General features: G+C 57.4%; 15 protein-coding genes and 1 pseudogene. 12 read left to right on the top strand and 4 right to left on the bottom strand.

From position 1 onward, the window contains the following. Positions 1-6: 6 nt before the first annotated feature. From nadA to RSAL33209_RS19605, 4 genes are all read right to left on the bottom strand, one after another. Positions 7-1,299 (bottom strand): quinolinate synthase NadA, encoded by a 1,293-nt coding sequence (gene nadA, locus RSAL33209_RS06590; RefSeq protein WP_012244932.1) that lies wholly within the window; start codon positions 1,297-1,299, stop codon positions 7-9. A gap of 26 nt (positions 1,300-1,325) precedes the next feature. Then, positions 1,326-2,105 carry an NUDIX hydrolase gene (locus RSAL33209_RS06585; RefSeq protein ID WP_012244931.1) on the bottom strand — a complete coding sequence of 260 codons (780 nt, stop codon included), beginning with the start codon at positions 2,103-2,105 and terminating at the stop codon, positions 1,326-1,328. 143 nt (positions 2,106-2,248) lie between these two features. After that, positions 2,249-2,461, bottom strand: coding sequence for an Lrp/AsnC ligand binding domain-containing protein (locus RSAL33209_RS19610; RefSeq protein WP_012244930.1), 213 nt, complete (start codon positions 2,459-2,461; stop codon positions 2,249-2,251). Between the two features lie 16 nt (positions 2,462-2,477). Further along, positions 2,478-2,714: an Lrp/AsnC family transcriptional regulator gene (locus tag RSAL33209_RS19605; protein ID WP_012244929.1), complete on the bottom strand. Its 237-nt coding sequence runs from the start codon at positions 2,712-2,714 to the stop codon at positions 2,478-2,480. A 98-nt stretch (positions 2,715-2,812) separates the two neighbouring features. Between RSAL33209_RS19605 and RSAL33209_RS06575 the strand changes: the two genes are divergently transcribed. The 12 genes and pseudogenes from RSAL33209_RS06575 to RSAL33209_RS06520 all read left to right on the top strand — a co-directional run bounded on the left by RSAL33209_RS06575 (position 2,813) and on the right by RSAL33209_RS06520 (position 15,711). Next, a complete protein-coding gene (locus RSAL33209_RS06575; protein ID WP_012244928.1) occupies positions 2,813-4,210 on the top strand; it encodes an amino acid permease in 1,398 nt (465 codons plus the stop codon). Positions 4,211-4,413: 203 nt separating this feature from the next. Beyond that, the gene (locus RSAL33209_RS06570; protein ID WP_233494317.1) at positions 4,414-5,385 is read left to right on the top strand and encodes a thiamine pyrophosphate-dependent enzyme; all 972 of its coding nucleotides are present in this window, start codon (positions 4,414-4,416) and stop codon (positions 5,383-5,385) included. Then, complete coding sequence (locus tag RSAL33209_RS06565) at positions 5,378-6,409, top strand: alpha-ketoacid dehydrogenase subunit beta (protein WP_012244926.1); 1,032 nt, start codon at positions 5,378-5,380, stop codon at positions 6,407-6,409. Before RSAL33209_RS06570 ends, RSAL33209_RS06565 begins: the two co-directional genes overlap by 8 nt. Then, a complete protein-coding gene (locus RSAL33209_RS06560; RefSeq protein ID WP_041684554.1) occupies positions 6,402-6,731 on the top strand; it encodes a biotin/lipoyl-containing protein in 330 nt (109 codons plus the stop codon). The genes RSAL33209_RS06565 and RSAL33209_RS06560 overlap by 8 nt, the downstream gene beginning before the upstream one ends. Then, positions 6,731-7,519, top strand: coding sequence for an alpha/beta fold hydrolase (locus RSAL33209_RS06555; RefSeq protein WP_012244924.1), 789 nt, complete (start codon positions 6,731-6,733; stop codon positions 7,517-7,519). Before RSAL33209_RS06560 ends, RSAL33209_RS06555 begins: the two co-directional genes overlap by 1 nt. A gap of 123 nt (positions 7,520-7,642) precedes the next feature. Further along, positions 7,643-8,482 (top strand): serine/threonine-protein kinase, encoded by an 840-nt coding sequence (locus RSAL33209_RS06550; protein WP_041684553.1) that lies wholly within the window; start codon positions 7,643-7,645, stop codon positions 8,480-8,482. Positions 8,483-8,647: 165 nt separating this feature from the next. After that, entirely contained in the window at positions 8,648-10,114 is a 1,467-nt protein-coding gene (locus RSAL33209_RS06545; protein WP_411740995.1) for a fumarylacetoacetate hydrolase family protein, read from the top strand. Continuing rightward, positions 10,111-10,785, top strand: coding sequence for a GntR family transcriptional regulator (locus RSAL33209_RS06540; protein ID WP_012244921.1), 675 nt, complete (start codon positions 10,111-10,113; stop codon positions 10,783-10,785). The genes RSAL33209_RS06545 and RSAL33209_RS06540 overlap by 4 nt, the downstream gene beginning before the upstream one ends. Beyond that, positions 10,782-11,744 (top strand): 4-hydroxy-tetrahydrodipicolinate synthase, encoded by a 963-nt coding sequence (gene dapA / locus RSAL33209_RS06535; RefSeq protein ID WP_012244920.1) that lies wholly within the window; start codon positions 10,782-10,784, stop codon positions 11,742-11,744. Before RSAL33209_RS06540 ends, dapA begins: the two co-directional genes overlap by 4 nt. 47 nt (positions 11,745-11,791) lie before the next feature. After that, positions 11,792-13,252 (top strand): 5-carboxymethyl-2-hydroxymuconate semialdehyde dehydrogenase, encoded by a 1,461-nt coding sequence (hpaE, locus tag RSAL33209_RS06530; protein WP_233494316.1) that lies wholly within the window; start codon positions 11,792-11,794, stop codon positions 13,250-13,252. Further along, positions 13,249-14,328, top strand: a pseudogene (gene hpaD / locus RSAL33209_RS06525) (3,4-dihydroxyphenylacetate 2,3-dioxygenase). Before hpaE ends, hpaD begins: the two are co-directional and overlap by 4 nt. A gap of 45 nt (positions 14,329-14,373) precedes the next feature. Further along, positions 14,374-15,711: an MFS transporter gene (locus RSAL33209_RS06520; protein ID WP_012244916.1), complete on the top strand. Its 1,338-nt coding sequence runs from the start codon at positions 14,374-14,376 to the stop codon at positions 15,709-15,711. Positions 15,712-15,765 lie beyond the last annotated feature (54 nt).

The raw sequence follows: 15,765 nt of genomic DNA, 5'->3' as shown, positions 1-15,765 counted from the left end.
ATCGACTCACGGCCGGGCCGCCAGCATCCGCTCCAAGGCCACCCGTGCCGGCACCGCAACGTCTTCAGAAACGGTAATTTGATTCTGAATTTCACCGTCAAGGAAAGATTCCAAGACCCAAGCCAAATAGCCTGGGTGAATCCGGTACATCGTTGAGCAAGGGCAGATTACCGGGTCCAAGCAGAAAATGGTGTGCTGAGGGTATTCTTCAGCAAGCCGATTGACCAGGTTAATTTCTGTGCCAATGGCGAAGGTACTCCCTGCTGGTGCCGCCTGAATCGCTTTCACAATGTAGTCCGTCGAGCCTGCCTCATCTGCGGCGTCGACCACCGGCATGGGGCACTCAGGGTGCACAATCACCCGAACACCAGGAAAATCCTCACGAGCCTTGGCAATTTGCGCCACACTGAATCGCTTGTGTACCGAGCAGAAGCCGTGCCACAAAATGACCCGGGCGTCCTGGAGCGATTGTGGATCGTTGCCGCCAAAAGGCTTACGAGGCGACCACATCGGCATTTCTTCAAGCGGAACACCCATAGCCTTAGCCGTGTTGCGGCCCAAATGCTGATCAGGGAAGAACAGCACTCGCTGCCCGCGCTGGAAAGCCCACTCTAGAACGGTCTTAGCATTCGACGATGTGCAGACAATGCCGCCGTGCTCGCCGCAAAACCCTTTGAGCGCTGCCGAGGAATTCATGTAGGTTACCGGGATAACCGGCACCTTACCTTCGGCGTCCGGCGTCGTCATCGAACCATAGATCTCTTCAAGCTGCGCCCAGCAAGCTTCCACCAAGGCAATATCGGCCATATCCGCCATCGAACAACCAGCCGCCAAATTGGTCAGGATGACTGCTTGCTCTGGGCCAGAAAGCATGTCTGCCGTTTCGGCCATGAAATGCACGCCGCAAAAGACGATGGCTTCAGCTGCCGGTTTAGATTTCGCGGCATTCGCCAGCTGGAAGGAGTCGCCCACGAAATCGGCGTATTTGATCACTTCATCGCGCTGGTAGAAGTGGCCCAGAACTACCACTCGTTCGCCCAGCTTCGCTTGCGCGGCAAGGATGCGAGCATCGAGCTCCTCGTTGCTTGCGTCCTTATACTCTTGCGGAATATCGCCTTGCCGTGGCGTACTACTTGGCGCCGTATCGGCCACCGATGCCCCCGGACCGTAGCCAGGAACGCCATTGAGTGCCTCGGCGAGGTCGAATTCCCACGGGCCTTGGGCCAAGTCCGTGCCACAGGTGGCGCTATTGCTAGCGCCGCGGACGGAAAGCTGGATTGCGGTGTTGACTGAACTCATGGTCTTCTCACTGATCTAGGAGTTGTTCAATTCGAGCTAATGACGTCGGTGTTACCGGTGTAGCGGTAAAGCTTGGGCGGGCGGTGCTTCCCGCCTTGCAAATATTCATCAGTTTCGGCAATATCTGGCGTGGATTTGAGTTGACGCCTGAAATTAGCTGGCTCCAGCTCCCGGCCCAGTACCGCCTCGTAGACTTCGCGAACTTGGGCCAACGTAAATTTCTCGCCTAATAGGTGGTAGGCAATTGAGCCGTATTCGATCTTGTTGCGCAGCCGCCACAGGGCATAATCGACAATCTCGTTGTGATCGAAGGCCAGGCCCTCAGGCAGAGTTGTGGACAAGGAATCAGCTTTAAACCAGCGCACATTATCTGATTCCAAGGCCAGGGCGGCTTCGGTTGATTGAACTAGCGCCCAGTGGACGATCGACACCACTCGTGGAGCCGCTAGGTTTGGCGCGCAGCTCGCAGCACGTTGCAAGCCACCAAAGGCGTACAGCTGTTCTAGATAAAGCGGCTTCAAACCGGTAGTCTCGGCCAAATTGCGCCCAGCCGCGCCCTGCAAAGATTCTTCGTGACTCAAAGGGCCGCCAGGTAAAGCCCACTGGCCTTTAAAAGGCTCCCGGATTCGACACACAAGGGGTAGCCAGAGGCTAGTCCTGCCGGTTCCTTCAGCTTCGCGAAGTGCAAAGATGACCGTTGAAATAGCCAGTGTGGGCGGAGCAGATTGGCGCTCCGATACATTGGTCGCGTTGGCATAATCAGCGTTGACGTGCGCCTCCCCTCGACCAAGATTAGTTATAGTCATTTTGACTTTAACTAATAGTAGACCCGCTCACCGACGCAATCAAATCCTCCCCATCCCACCAGCAAACGGTGCACCACTTTTGGGCCTTAAAACTAGGGGTTTTAAGGCCCAAAAGTGGTGCACCGTTTGAAATAAGAGGGAGGTTATTCTGCTGAGGCTTCGAAAAGCGGCAGCGTCCGAGCTTCGAAATGAGTATTCAGCGCAAGCACCGTCGACGATCGAACCACGACTTTGGTTGAGGCGATGGCGTCTAAAACGCGCTGTAAATCCGAATTTGATCGGGCAGCGACCTTGACCAACATGTCGCTCTCACCCGAGACGGTATGCACATCAATAATTTCGGGGATACCGACCAACGCAGAGACAACCGCATCATGCCCTTGGTCCTGCTGGATCGTCAGAAAACAAAACGCTTAAGACTGGATAGCCAAAATTCACCGGCTCCAAAGTGGGAGCCCAAGACCGAATTGCGCCGGAGGCTTGCAGCTTCTCCAACCGCGAAACCTGGGTGGCTCGGGCAACGCCAAGTTGCCGTGACTCCTCAAGAACAGAAGTGCGCGGCTCTTGGGTGTAGAGCTTGACAATTCTTGCATCGAATGCATCTACCACTAGTCAATCCTTAAGGTTGAAATACCGTTCACCTGACAATATGGTAAGTGTCGTAACTCACACAATATGACCCATGCCCCATCAGAAGAAAGCTTTCAATGGCGAACACAAAAACCGCGAAAACCTCCACTGCCCTGGAGAGCTCGCAGAAGTCCTTAACTCGTGGTCTTAAGCCTCGCCAACTCATCATGATGGCGCTTGGATCCTCGATTGGCACCGGCCTCTTCATTGGTTCAAGTTCAGCCATCGGCGTCGCCGGACCAGCGGTACTGATCTCTTTCCTGATCGCGGGCGCAATTCTGATCTTCGTCATGCGGATGCTGGGTGAAATGGCAGCAGCCCACCCAAACAGCGGAGCTTTTTCCTACTACGCAGAACGCGCGATGGGCAAGGTTGCCGGCGCTACTGTTGGCTGGCTGTGGTGGGTGCAAATCGTCGTCGTCGTTGCTGCCGAGGCCACCGGAGCCGCACAAATCTTAAGTGAACTTTGGCCAGTACTGCCGCAGTGGCTGCTCGCTTTGGTCTTCATGGTGCTATTTACTGGGATCAACCTGCTCGGCGTAGGCCGCTTTGGTCAGCTTGAGTTTTGGTTCGCGATCCTCAAAGTCGCCGTAATCGTGATTTTCCTGGTTGTTGGCGTGCTCCTCATCGTGGGGATCATCCCCAGCAGCTCGGGCGCGGGTTTTCGCAACTTGTTTGACCATGGCGGATTCCTACCTACTGGTTGGGCGGGCGTCGCCGCCGGATTGCTTATTGTGGTCTTTGCCTTTGGCGGCACCGAACTGGTGACTATTGCTGCCGCGGAAACGGAAGATGCCGAGCGCAATGTGGGCCGCGCCATCCGTTCAGTACTTTGGCGGATCCTGGTTTTTTACATCGGCTCCGTTTTGGTGATGGTAGCGGTACTGCCTTGGGATTCCGCAGAGACCAAGAACCCGTTCGCCTCGGTGCTGGCCGAAGCTCATATTCCGTACGCCAAAGAGCTGACCACTTTAGTCATTGCCATTGCGGTGCTTTCCGCACTCAACGCCAACCTCTACGGCTCTTCTCGCATGATTTTTTCGCTGAGCGAACGTGGCATGGCACCGAAGTTCATCAGCAAACTCGGCACCGATCGGGTGCCACGGATCGCAGTACTCGCCTCAGTTCTCTTCGGATTCATGGCCGTTGTGCTGAACTACATCGATCAAGAGCATGCGCTCAAGATTCTGCTTCAATTCGTGGGCTCCACAGTATTGATGATGTGGCTTTCAACAGTGGCTTCCCAATTGATCCTGCGCCGCAGAGCCAATGCCGCCGGTGAAAAGATGAGCCTACCCATGTGGGGCTTCCCGTATTTGTCCTGGCTGACGCTGGCCTTGATCGCTGCAGTCTTTGTTCTTGGCTTCACAGATGCCCAAGTAGCTATTCAGCTGCTGAGCACGATCGGCCTCACCGCCGGAATCGCTATTCTCAGTTGGATTGGTCTCAAATTGTCAGATAAAACAAAGAAATAATAGACAAATTGTGTCAATATACACACCTTGACTAAGCAAGATTGCAGATGACCGTTCAGGTGACTAGGCTCACAGCGACACCTGTTCGCAGAGAGGCTGATGTGAGTACCGCACCCCGAAATGAGCGCTCGACGACGGTTACCACCCTTGAGGTGCCACCGTCGAACCTGAGCGCTGACCAGCAGCGTGAGCTGTACCAACTGATGGCCGCCGTCCGCCACCTGGACGTCTCCACCATTGGGTGGCAACGCCAAGGCATCATCCCGGGCTATGCGCCAGGACGCGGCCAAGAAGCGGCTCAAGTTGGCAGCGCCTATGCGCTGGAAAAGGGGAAAGACTTTATCTTCCCTACCTACCGTGAAGTGGGTGTGGCGCGGGCCTGGGGCGTGGACATGATCGCCTACATGAGTACACATAAAGCCACGTGGCATGGTGGCCTTTACGACCCAATGGCGAGTCGGTTTGCACCAATCCAGGCCGTGGTTGCCGGTTCGGTGCTACACGCCGTCGGCTGGGCTCATGGCCAGACTCTGGACCAAGCCGAAGCGGGCGCGCCACTAAATGTCGCAGTGACCTATTTCGGTGATGGCGGCTCCTCGCAAGGCGATGTACACGAGGCGATGAACTTTGCCGCGGTATTCAAAGCTCCGGTGATCTTCTTCGTGCAAAACAACGGTTGGGCCATTTCAGTGCCCACCGAACGGCAAGTAGCTGGCGGCTCAGTATCAGCGCGCGCCGCCGGTTACGGGATAGCCACCGTGCAGATCGACGGCAACGACGTCGAGGCTGTCTACGCGGCGACCAAAGCCGCCCGAGCATATGCTTCAGCAGGCAACGGCCCGGTATTGATCGAGGCAATGACCTATCGACGTGGACCACACTCGACCAGTGATGATCCAGGACGCTACCGTTCCCTCGAGGAAGAACGCGCTGAAGGTGGCCAAGATCCGGTGGATCGATACGCTGATGCGCTGCGCGCCCAAGGCGTTGCCGATGACGCGTTCTTTGCCGAGGCTCTCAGCGCAGCCGAAGCTGAAGAAGAATCCACTCGGCATGGGATCGAGGCCCTTGGTGCCCGCCCGGGAACCGAGATCTTCGACTTCGTCTTCCAGGAGCCCACCGAGGCTTTGAAAGCCCAGGCCGCGGCGTGGCGCGAGGAGAGCGAACATGTCTGAGTCGGTTTTGGAACGAGAGGCGGCATCGGTGACGAACACCGCAACAACAGAGATTTCAATGCAAAAAGCAATCAATCGCGCATTGGCTGATGCGATGCGCGAAGATGCCAAAGTTGTTATCCTCGGCGAGGACGTCGGTCAGCTCGGTGGAGTTTTCCGCGTGACTGATGGCCTCCAAGCTGAGTTCGGCGACCGCCGGGTATTCGATACTCCGTTGGCCGAATCCGGCATCCTCGGTATGAGCGTCGGCCTAGCCATCGCTGGTTATCACCCCATTCCTGAAGTGCAATTCGACGGTTTTGCCTACCCCGCGGTGAACCAGATTATCGGCCAAATCGGTCGACTGAACTATCGCAGCCGCGGCACGATGCCAATGCCGATCACTCTTCGGGTACCCAGCTTTGGCGGCTTGCGCGCCCCAGAGATGCACACCGAAAGCTTGGAAGCGCTCTTCGCGCATGTGCCCGGCCTCAAAGTGGTCTCGCCATCGAATCCGCACCAGGCCTATCACCTGATGCGGTTAGCCGCCAAGATGCCAGATCCGGTGATGTTCTTAGAGCCGAAGCCACGCTATTGGCAAAAGGACGACGTCGACCTAGCCAACCCGGGCGAGCTCAACGGAGCGCGAGTGGCCCGCGAAGGCAAACACCTGACCCTCATTGCGTATGGCGCCATGGTTGCCCGTTGCCTCAAGGTTGCCGAGCTGGCCGCTGAAGACGGCATCGACGTCGAAGTGGTGGATGTGCGCTGGATCAAGCCGCTAGACATTGCCACGATTGCGGCCTCGGTGACCAAAACCCAACGCGCCGTCGTGGTGCATGAGGCCCCGCTGACCGCCGGAATGGGCGGCGAGATTGCCGCGCAGGTAACTCAACATTGCTTCGACACGCTCAAAGCACCAGTTGAACGGGTGACCGGCTTCGACGTACCGTATCCCTCAGGAGACCTCGAAGACGAGTACGTCCCGAACGTGGATCGAATTCTCTTTGGCATTCAACGGGTATTGGAGTACCGACGTGGCTGAAATTTCTTTCCCTTTGCCGGATCTGGGCGAAGGCTTGATCGATGCAACCGTGCTTGAGTGGTTGGTAGCCGAAGGCGATCAGATTGAACGAAACACGCCGATGGTTGAAGTAGAGACCACTAAATCATCGGTGGAACTCCCCTCACCGCAAGCCGGAAAAGTTGTCAAGATTTTCGGTGAACCTGGCGACGTAATTCAGGTCGGCGACCCGCTGATTATCTTCGAGGTGCCAGATGACACGGCCGGGATCGTTGGCACCGTCCCGACCGAAGAAGCACCGAAACGTCGGGTTCGTTTGTCCATGAACCTGGATGAGGACTAATGCCGCACTCAGTTCACTCAGTAGAAGGACGGGCTTCCACGCTGCGCGTGCATCATTTCGGCGCAGATTCCGGCCGTCCGCTACTGATGCTGCACGGCTTTGGTTCGTCAGCAGAATTTAACTGGGTGCAATCTGGCTGGATTCAGCCGCTCACCGATGCTGGACGACGGGTGATAGCGGTTGATCTACCCGGGCATGGCGGTAACCCGGCACCGGAGGCGCTGGACGAATACACACCAAGCCGGATTCGAGCCGAAATCCTCCAGCTTCTGGCCGATGAAGGCGTCAAACCGCTCGACGCCGAAGATCCAACCTCGGGCGTGGACATCATCGGCTATTCGCTGGGTGCCCGCTTCGCTTGGGAATTCGGCGCAGCTCAGCCTGAGCTAGTGCATCGAATGGTTTTGGGTGGCCCGGCGGCCGATGATCCACTCGCTGACTTCAACTTGGCACAGGCCGAGGAGATGCTAACTTCGGGAACTCCGATCGCTGATCCGGTGACAGCCGATCTTATTGGCTGGGCGCAACAGATCCCCGGAAATGACATGTTCGCGCTGCTGTCGATGGCTCGGGCCGTCAAAACTGAGCCCTACGACGCAACCGAGTCAGTCCCGAAGATGCCGATCCTGTTTGTGGCCGGCGAGAAGGACAAATTAGCTGAGAAAATGCCAAAGCTGGCCGAGTTGAATGGTCACGCCGAGATTCTGATTTTGCCGGCCCGGAACCACTTCAACGCCATTACTTCAAGGGCGTTCAAACAAGCCGCTATCGCCTTTTTCGCAGCCTAAGCACCTCTGCGCACGGCGGCGACTCGCCACTACCGACCAGTTGCCGCCGTCGTCTGCTACCGCGGGCTTAAACTAACAGTCAAAGCCACATGTGTTCACTTCCCACTCATTTTGAGGAACGCAATGGACCGCGATTGTTCCGATGTTGCCCCTGACCGTGTCCTACTAACGCGATACCGACTCGCTGAGCGAATAGGCATTGGTGCCTGCGCTGCGGTTTTTCGTGCTGAGGACCTTCGACTGTCTAGACCGGTGGCTGTGAAGGTCTTTTCCGCCGGCCCCACCAGTTGGGAGTCCGAGCTAGCCATCCTTGCCCGACTGCAGCACCCGTTCCTGGTGACAATTCTCGATTGCGGTGTCTGGGCTGAGGAACTGAGCGCTCCCCGACCGTTCATGGTGATGGAATACGTCGCCGGATCAGACCTTCGTGCCATGATCGCTAAACATTCTACTGGCATGCCATTGGCAAAAGTAGCCCGGCTTGGCTGGGTATTGGCCCAGGCCCTAGAAACTGTGCACGCAAATTCGGTGGTGCACCGCGACGTCAAACCCGCAAATATTCTCATCGACACTTCGGGGTTACCTAAGCTCTGCGATTTTGGTGTCTCCCGGCTTCACGACAGCGCCGAGGCCACCATCCCCGGCATCACTATCGGCACCGCCAGCTACTTGAGTCCAGAACAGGCACTTGGCGAGCCGGTGCACGCCAGCGCAGATATTTACTCTTTAGGTCTGGTGCTGCTGGAATGCCTCACCGGAGTCAAAGCTTTCCCAGGGTCCGCCTTGGAAGCGTCAATTGCCCGGCTGCTGCGTGATCCCGTCATCCCTGAGTGGCTTGGCTCCGAGTGGTCTCAGCTGGTCACCGCAATGACCGATCGCGTTGCTGCTGACAGGCCTACGGCGACGGAATGCACCGAGGCACTTTTCGAACTGCAACTTCGCCAAGCCGCACACGCCGCCTAACCCCTCCTTCTTCCGTCGAGTGTCGAGTTGTGGCTGGTTTTCGAGTCGAAAACCAGCCACAACTCGACACTCGACGGAAGGGGTTTTGCTCTTGACGTGATGTAAGGCACCCGCTTATTCTGATCGTATACGATTTGATATCTTATCGACGACGATTTGAGGAGTATCCCTGTGAGCGCGAGCGTGCAGCCGATCGACGACAACCGGCTGAGTTCCGTTGGCAAAGTCATCGCGGTCCACATCAACTATCCCTCCCGCGCAGCTCAGCGCGGCCGCACACCGAAGTTGCCGTCGTATTTCCTCAAACCTTCAACGTCGCTTGCGCAGAATGGCCAGGTAGAACGACCGCTAGGCTGCGAGCTACTCGGCTTTGAAGGCGAAATCGCGTTGATCATTGGAAGCACCACTCGGCAAGTCTCCCCCGCAGACGCTTGGCAACACGTTAAGTGGGTCACCGCGAGCACCGACTTAGGTGTTTACGACCTGCGCTACGCCGACAAGGGTTCAAATTTGCGCTCCAAGGGCGGCGACGGTTTCACCCCGATAGGACCCGGCCTCATTGCGGCCTCTGACGTCGATCCAGCTCAGTTGCGCATTCAGACCTGGCTCAACGGCGAACTTGTTCAGGACGACAGCACCGACACCTTGCTTTTCCCGTTTAGCCAATTGGCCGCTGATTTGAGCCAGCTGATTACCCTGCAGCCAGGCGATGTGATCCTTACTGGCACGCCGGCTGGCGCCTCGGTCGCGGTTCCGGGCGACATCGTCGAGGTCGAAGTCTTTGCCGGCGAGACTTCGACCGGGCGACTACGCACCGAAGTTATCGCGGGCACCGTCCCGCTCGCAGAGTACGGCGCGAAGTCAAAGGCCGACGACGTGCAGCGTGCCGAAGCGTGGGGCACGCCAGCTCCGGAGCCCGAAGCGATTTTGAGCCCAGAGCTCAAGGCAAAACTAGCCAGAGTCGCTACCGCCACGCTGAGCTCACAACTGCGCAAACGCGGCTTCAACAACGTTAGCATCGACGGCCTGAGCCCCACCCGACCCGGTGAAAAGGTTGTGGGCACCGCGCGTACGTTGCGATACATCCCCAATCGCGAGGACCTTTTCAAAGAGTTCGGCGGCGGCTACAACGCGCAAAAGCGCGCCATCGACACGCTCAAAGAGGGCGAAGTTCTGGTGATGGAAGCCCGCGGAGAAAAAGGCACCGGAACGCTTGGTGACATTCTCGCACTGCGAGCAATACACAACGGTGCGGCAGCAATTATTTCCGACGGCGGTGTTCGCGATTACACCGCCGTGGCTGAGCTAGAGTTACCCGTCTTCGCGGCAAACCCGCACCCGGCAGTTTTGGGCCGAAAGCATGTGCCCTGGGCGGTTGATGAAACCATCGGCTGTGGTGGCAGCGCTGTACAACCGGGCGACATCATCGTTGCCGACGACGACGGCATCCTGGTCATTCCGCCGGCGCTTGCCGCCGAGCTGGCCGACGACTCTTTGCAGCAAGAACATGAAGAAAACTTCATCGCGCAGATGGTCCGCGAAGGTCATGGCGTCGATGGGCTGTATCCGATGAACGCGGCTTGGAAAGAGAAATACTTGCTCTGGGCAGCAGCGAATCCGCTACAGCCATGAGTCTCGAAACTAGCGCGGCTAGTAAATCGGAACTGGCTTATAGCTCGATTCGAGGCCACATTCTCGCTGGTGACTATGCTCCCGGTCATCGGCTGGTGCTGGCTCGGATCGCCAGTGATCTGGGCGTCAGCGTTGTACCTGTGCGCGAGGCCATCCGGAGGCTGGAAGCTGAAAAGCTCTTGACGTTCAAACGCAATATTGGCGCGACTGTTGCGGGTATCGATCCAACGGAGTACCTCTATACGATGCAGACACTTAGCATTGTGGAAAGCGCAGCTACCGCACTCGCACTGCCCGCGCTCGGTGCCGCAGATTTGGCTGAAGCTCATCGAATCAACGCCGCGATGCAAGATTGCCTGGCGCAATTCGACCCGGTTCGATTTACCACGCTCAATCACGACTTCCACGAACTCCTCTACCGCTCGTGCCCCAATCCGCACCTGCTTGATTTGGTGCACCGCGGTTGGAACCGGTTGAACGCATTGCGCACTTCGACGTTCAATTTCATCCCGGGCCGTGCCGCGCAATCGGTCGCCGAACACGAAGAATTACTGCGACTCATCGAGTCAAAAGCTGCCGCAGACGTCGTGGAAAACGCCGCTCGGGCACATCGATCCGCAACTCTTGATGCTTATCTCAGCCAACAAAAAACCTCGCAGGAGAATCCATGAAATTCCGATCCGATCCGGCTACCCACTTACGCGGATCATTTGCCGCAATGTTCACGCCGTTCAATGAGCCTGCAGAACCGGGCATCGGCACAGTCGATCACCATTCGTTGCGCCGCATGGTGGAATGGCAAATTTCTTCTGGCTCACACGGCGTGACCATCGGCGGTTCGACCGGTTCGACCGGTGAACCCGGCGCCCAGTCCGTTGAAGAGCGCGCAGAAGTAATCCGCACGGTAGCGGCCGCCGTGGATAATCGCGTGCCTTTTATGGCAGGAACTGGCACCGCTCAACTCCCCGAGACGCTGGAACTAACTCAGGTAGCGGTCGACGCCGGCGTAGACGCCTCGATGATTATCACCCCTTACTATGCGCGGCCCACACAGGAAGCGCTGTACCAGTGGTACGCCACCATTGCGCGGGAATTCCCCAGCATGCCGTTCATTATTTACAACGTGCCTTCGCGCACTGCGGTGGACATTGCGCCGGAAACCGTTGGCCGGCTCTTTCGCGATTTCGACAACATCGTGGGCATCAAGGAAACGACCAAGGACTTTGAGCATTTCTCCAGGGTTCTGCACGTAGCAGGCAAAGACCTGCTCGTCTGGAGCGGGCTAGAACTGCTCTGCCTGCCGCTGATGGCCCTTGGCGGGATCGGCTTCATCTCTGCGCTAGCCAACATCGCGCCGAAAGCGTCCGCCGAAATGTACAACGCCTGGACAGCTGGCGATCTGGAGACCGCACAACGCATCCATTACGGAGTGCATCCGCTGGTCGATCTACTCTTCGCAGAGACCAACCCGGCCCCGGCTAAATGGCTGATGGCTCAGCGCGGCCTGATCTCCTCGGACTACGTGCGGCCGCCGCTGATCCGCCCCACCGAAGGCGGCCTGACCAAAATCAATGCCCTGCTCGAAGCAGGCAGGGAATACCTCACCGAAGTTACGGAGCCGAAGGCATGAGCCAGCACTATATTCCAGAAAAATTGCCGGAAAAAATCCAGCATTAAATCAACGGTGAGTTTGTTGACTCGATCAATGGCGCCACTTTCGAGGTGTTGGACCCGGTATCCAACACGACGTACACCACCGCTGCGGCTGGCCAAAAAGAAGATATTGATACCGCCGTCGCCGCTGCTCGCGAGGCTTTCCGCACTGGCACCTGGCCACGGATGAAGCCGCGGGAACGTGCTCGGGTGCTGAACCGGATTGCCGACGCCGTCGAAGCCCAAGAAGACCGACTCGCTGAGTTAGAGACCTTCGACACTGGCCTGCCGATTAAGCAAGCTCGTGGCCAGGCACAGCGCGCCGCGGAGAATTTCCGCTTCTTTGCCGACTTGATCGTTGCCCAGTTCGACGACGCGATGAAGGTCCCGGGCGCTCAGATCAACTATGTGAACCGCAAGCCAATCGGTGTCGCCGGCCTGATCACGCCATGGAACACACCGTTCATGCTGGAGTCGTGGAAGCTTGCCCCCGCACTAGCCACCGGTAACTGTGTAGTGCTCAAACCTGCGGAGTTCACGCCGCTCTCCGCATCACTCTGGGCAACGATCTTCAAAGACGCTGGACTGCCCGACGGCGTGTTCAACTTGGTCAATGGGCTGGGCGAAGAGGCTGGCGATGCTTTGGTCAAGCACCCCGATGTTCCACTGATCTCCTTCACCGGCGAAACCACTACCGGGCAGACCATTTTCCGAAATGCAGCAGCCGGACTCAAAGGACTCTCGATGGAACTCGGCGGCAAATCCCCTGCCGTCATCTTTGCAGACGCCGATCTGGACGCCGCCATTGATTCGACGCTGTTCGGCGTCTTCTCACTTAACGGTGAGCGTTGCACCGCCGGTTCGCGAATTTTGGTACACCGCAGCGTGTATGACGATTTCTGCGAGCGCTATGCCGAGCGGGCCAAGAACATCGTCGTCGGCGATCCGCACGATCCGGCCACTGAAGTCGGCGCGCTGGTGCACCCGGAGCACTACGCCAAAGTGATGTCCTACGTGGAGATCGGCAAGACCGAGGGAAGGTTGCTTGCGGGCGGCGGCCGTCCGGAGAATCTGCCTGCTGGGCAAGAAAACGGCAGTTACGTCTCCCCCACAGTATTTGCCGACGTTGCCCCCAGTGCCCGGATCTTCCAGGAAGAAATCTTCGGCCCGGTAGTAGCAATTACGCCATTCGACACCGATGAAGAGGCGCTCGAACTAGCCAACGGCGTGAAATATGGTCTGGCTGCTTACATCTGGACGCAAGATCTCACCCGCGCTCACAACTTTGCGCAAAACGTTGAAGCCGGAATGGTCTGGCTCAATTCGTATAACGTGCGTGATCTGCGCACGCCTTTTGGCGGCGTCAAGTCCTCGGGGCTGGGCCATGAGGGCGGCTACCGTTCGATTGACTTCTACACCGACCAGCAAGCCGTGCACATCACGCTGGGTGCTGTACACACGCCAAAATTTGGAGCTTCCCGATGAACGCCTATACCTCTCCCGTCCCTGATATTGTCCGCTGTGCGTATCTTGACCTGGTAGTTACTGATCTGGCCGCTTCACGTGCTTTCTACGTCGATGTCCTTGGATTGCACGTCACGGAAGAAGACGACGAAGTAATCTACCTGCGCTCATTCGAAGAGTTCATCCACCATAATTTGGTCCTGCGGAAAGGTCCGAGCGCCGCTGCTGCGGCCTTCGCCTACCGGGTGCGCACGCCGGAGGATGTGGATAAAGCCGAGGCTTGATACGCCGAGCGCGGTTGCCGCACCGAACGCCGTCGTGATGGCTTTACCAAGGGCATCGGCGACTCGGTTCGCGTGGAGGATCCGCTCGGCTTCCCGTACGAATTCTTCTACGAGACCGAACACGTTGAGCGGCTTACCCAGCGCTACGACCTGTACAACGCTGGTGAGCTGGTCCGGCTGGACCACTTCAACCAGGTAACGCCCGATGTGCCCAAGGGCCGCGCCTACCTCGAAGACTTAGGTTTCAAGGTTTCGGAGGATATTCAGGATTCCGACGGCGTCACCTACGCCGCCTGGATGTACCGTAAGCAGACTGTGCACGATACGGCGCTGACCGGCGGCGACGGCCCTCGTCTGCATCACATCGCCTTTTCCACGCATGAGAAACACAACATCATCCAGATCTGCGACAAGATGGGTGCGCTGCGCATCTCAGATCAGATTGAACGTGGCCCCGGCCGGCACGGCGTTTCGAATGCCTTCTACCTCTACATTCGGGATCCAGACGGGCACCGAGTGGAGATCTATTCGCAGGACTATTACACCGGTGACCCGGACAACCCCACGGTCACTTGGGATGTGCACGACAATCAGCGCCGGGACTGGTGGGGCAACCCCGTCTTTCCGAGCTGGTACACCGAAGCCTCGCCGGTGCGAGATCTTGACGGCAAACCGCAACCCATTGTGGCGCGGGAAGACAAGTCTGAAATGGCAGTAACCGTTGGCGCTGATGGGTTCTCTTACACTCGCGGCACCACCGAATCAGGCGAACCCGGCGAAGAACAAGGCTTCAAACTCGGCAAGCAGCTCTAAGCACCCCTCAACGGGAGGTTTGGCGCTACGAACAAAGGAGTTCGCATGAGCAATACCGCAATCACACGCAAGAAGATGTCGCGGGAAGACCGGAAAGTCCTCGCGGGGACGCTGGTTGGCACCACGATTGAGTGGTATGACTTCTTCATTTATGCCCAAGCTGCTGGCTTGGTCTTCGCCCAGTTGTACTTTGCTCCGATGGGCCCGGCCAACTCGCCGGTCGCTCAGCTATTCTCTTGGGCCTCGGTGGGCATTTCTTTCCTGTTCCGCCCTCTTGGTGCAATAGTCGCCGGTCACCTCGGTGACCGAATTGGCTGCAAGGCGATGCTGGTGCTGACGCTAATCATGATGGGCGCTTCCACTGCGCTCATTGGCGTACTGCCGACCTATGTGCAGATCGGCATCTGGGCTCCGTTGCTCTTGACGCTTCTACGGGTACTGCAGGGCTTCTCCGCTGGCGGTGAATGGGGCGGTGCGGCCTTGATGGCGGTAGAACACGCGCCGACGGCGAAGCGCGGCTGGTGGGGTGCCTACCCGCAAATTGGCGTGCCGGTCGGCCTCATTTTGGCCTCCTCGGTAATCTTTGCACTCAACGCATGGCTTGGCGTTGAACAGTATTTGGCCTGGGGTTGGCGCGTACCGTTCCTAGTTTCGGTAATTCTGATTGTGGTCGGTTATGTGATTCGCCGAGCAGTGTCTGAAAGCCCAGTCTTCAAGGAGCTCGCGGAGCGCAAGCGCGAGTCTTCGGCACCAATAGTGCAGCTGTTCCGCAAGAACACCAAACAGGTGATCCTTACCGCGCTGATCTTCATTGGCAACAATGCCGTAGGTTATTTGCTGATCGCCTTCTTCTCCTCCTACGCCACCAAAACACTCAAAATGCCCACCAGCACCGTGCTGCCCATTGTGATGGTTGGTGCGCTCAGTTGGCTCGCGTTCTCACTTTATGGTGGCTCGCTCTCCGACCGAATCGGCAGAGTCAGAACCTTCCAAATTGACTACATTGCGTTGATCGTGTGGATGATTCCGATGTTTTTGCTGATTGACAGCACCAATATCTGGCTCTTCCTGATTGCCGTTATCGTGATGGGTTTTGGCCTGGGGCTTTCCTATGGACCAATGTCCGCACTGTATGCAGAGATGTTTCCCGTCGAAGTGCGCTACTCAGGTGTCTCAATCGGCTACGCTCTGGGTGCAATCCTCGGCGGAGCGTTTGCTCCACTGCTCTCCCAATGGCTTCTTGATAACACCAAATGGTCCGGCAGCATCGCTATTTACATGATCGTGCTTTGTGTTATTTCAATAGTTGGCGTGTCTTTGGTGAAAGAGACAAAGGGTGCGCGGCTTCGGGTCGCCGACTCACATGAGGCGACCACAAAATAAACAACAGCAAAATGGGCAACCGCGAACGGCGATTGTTTTTCGCCGTGATTCGTA

The organism is Renibacterium salmoninarum ATCC 33209, from assembly GCF_000018885.1.
In the GTDB taxonomy this organism is placed as follows: domain Bacteria; phylum Actinomycetota; class Actinomycetes; order Actinomycetales; family Micrococcaceae; genus Renibacterium; species Renibacterium salmoninarum.
This window is presented reverse-complemented; position numbering and strand designations above follow the sequence as displayed.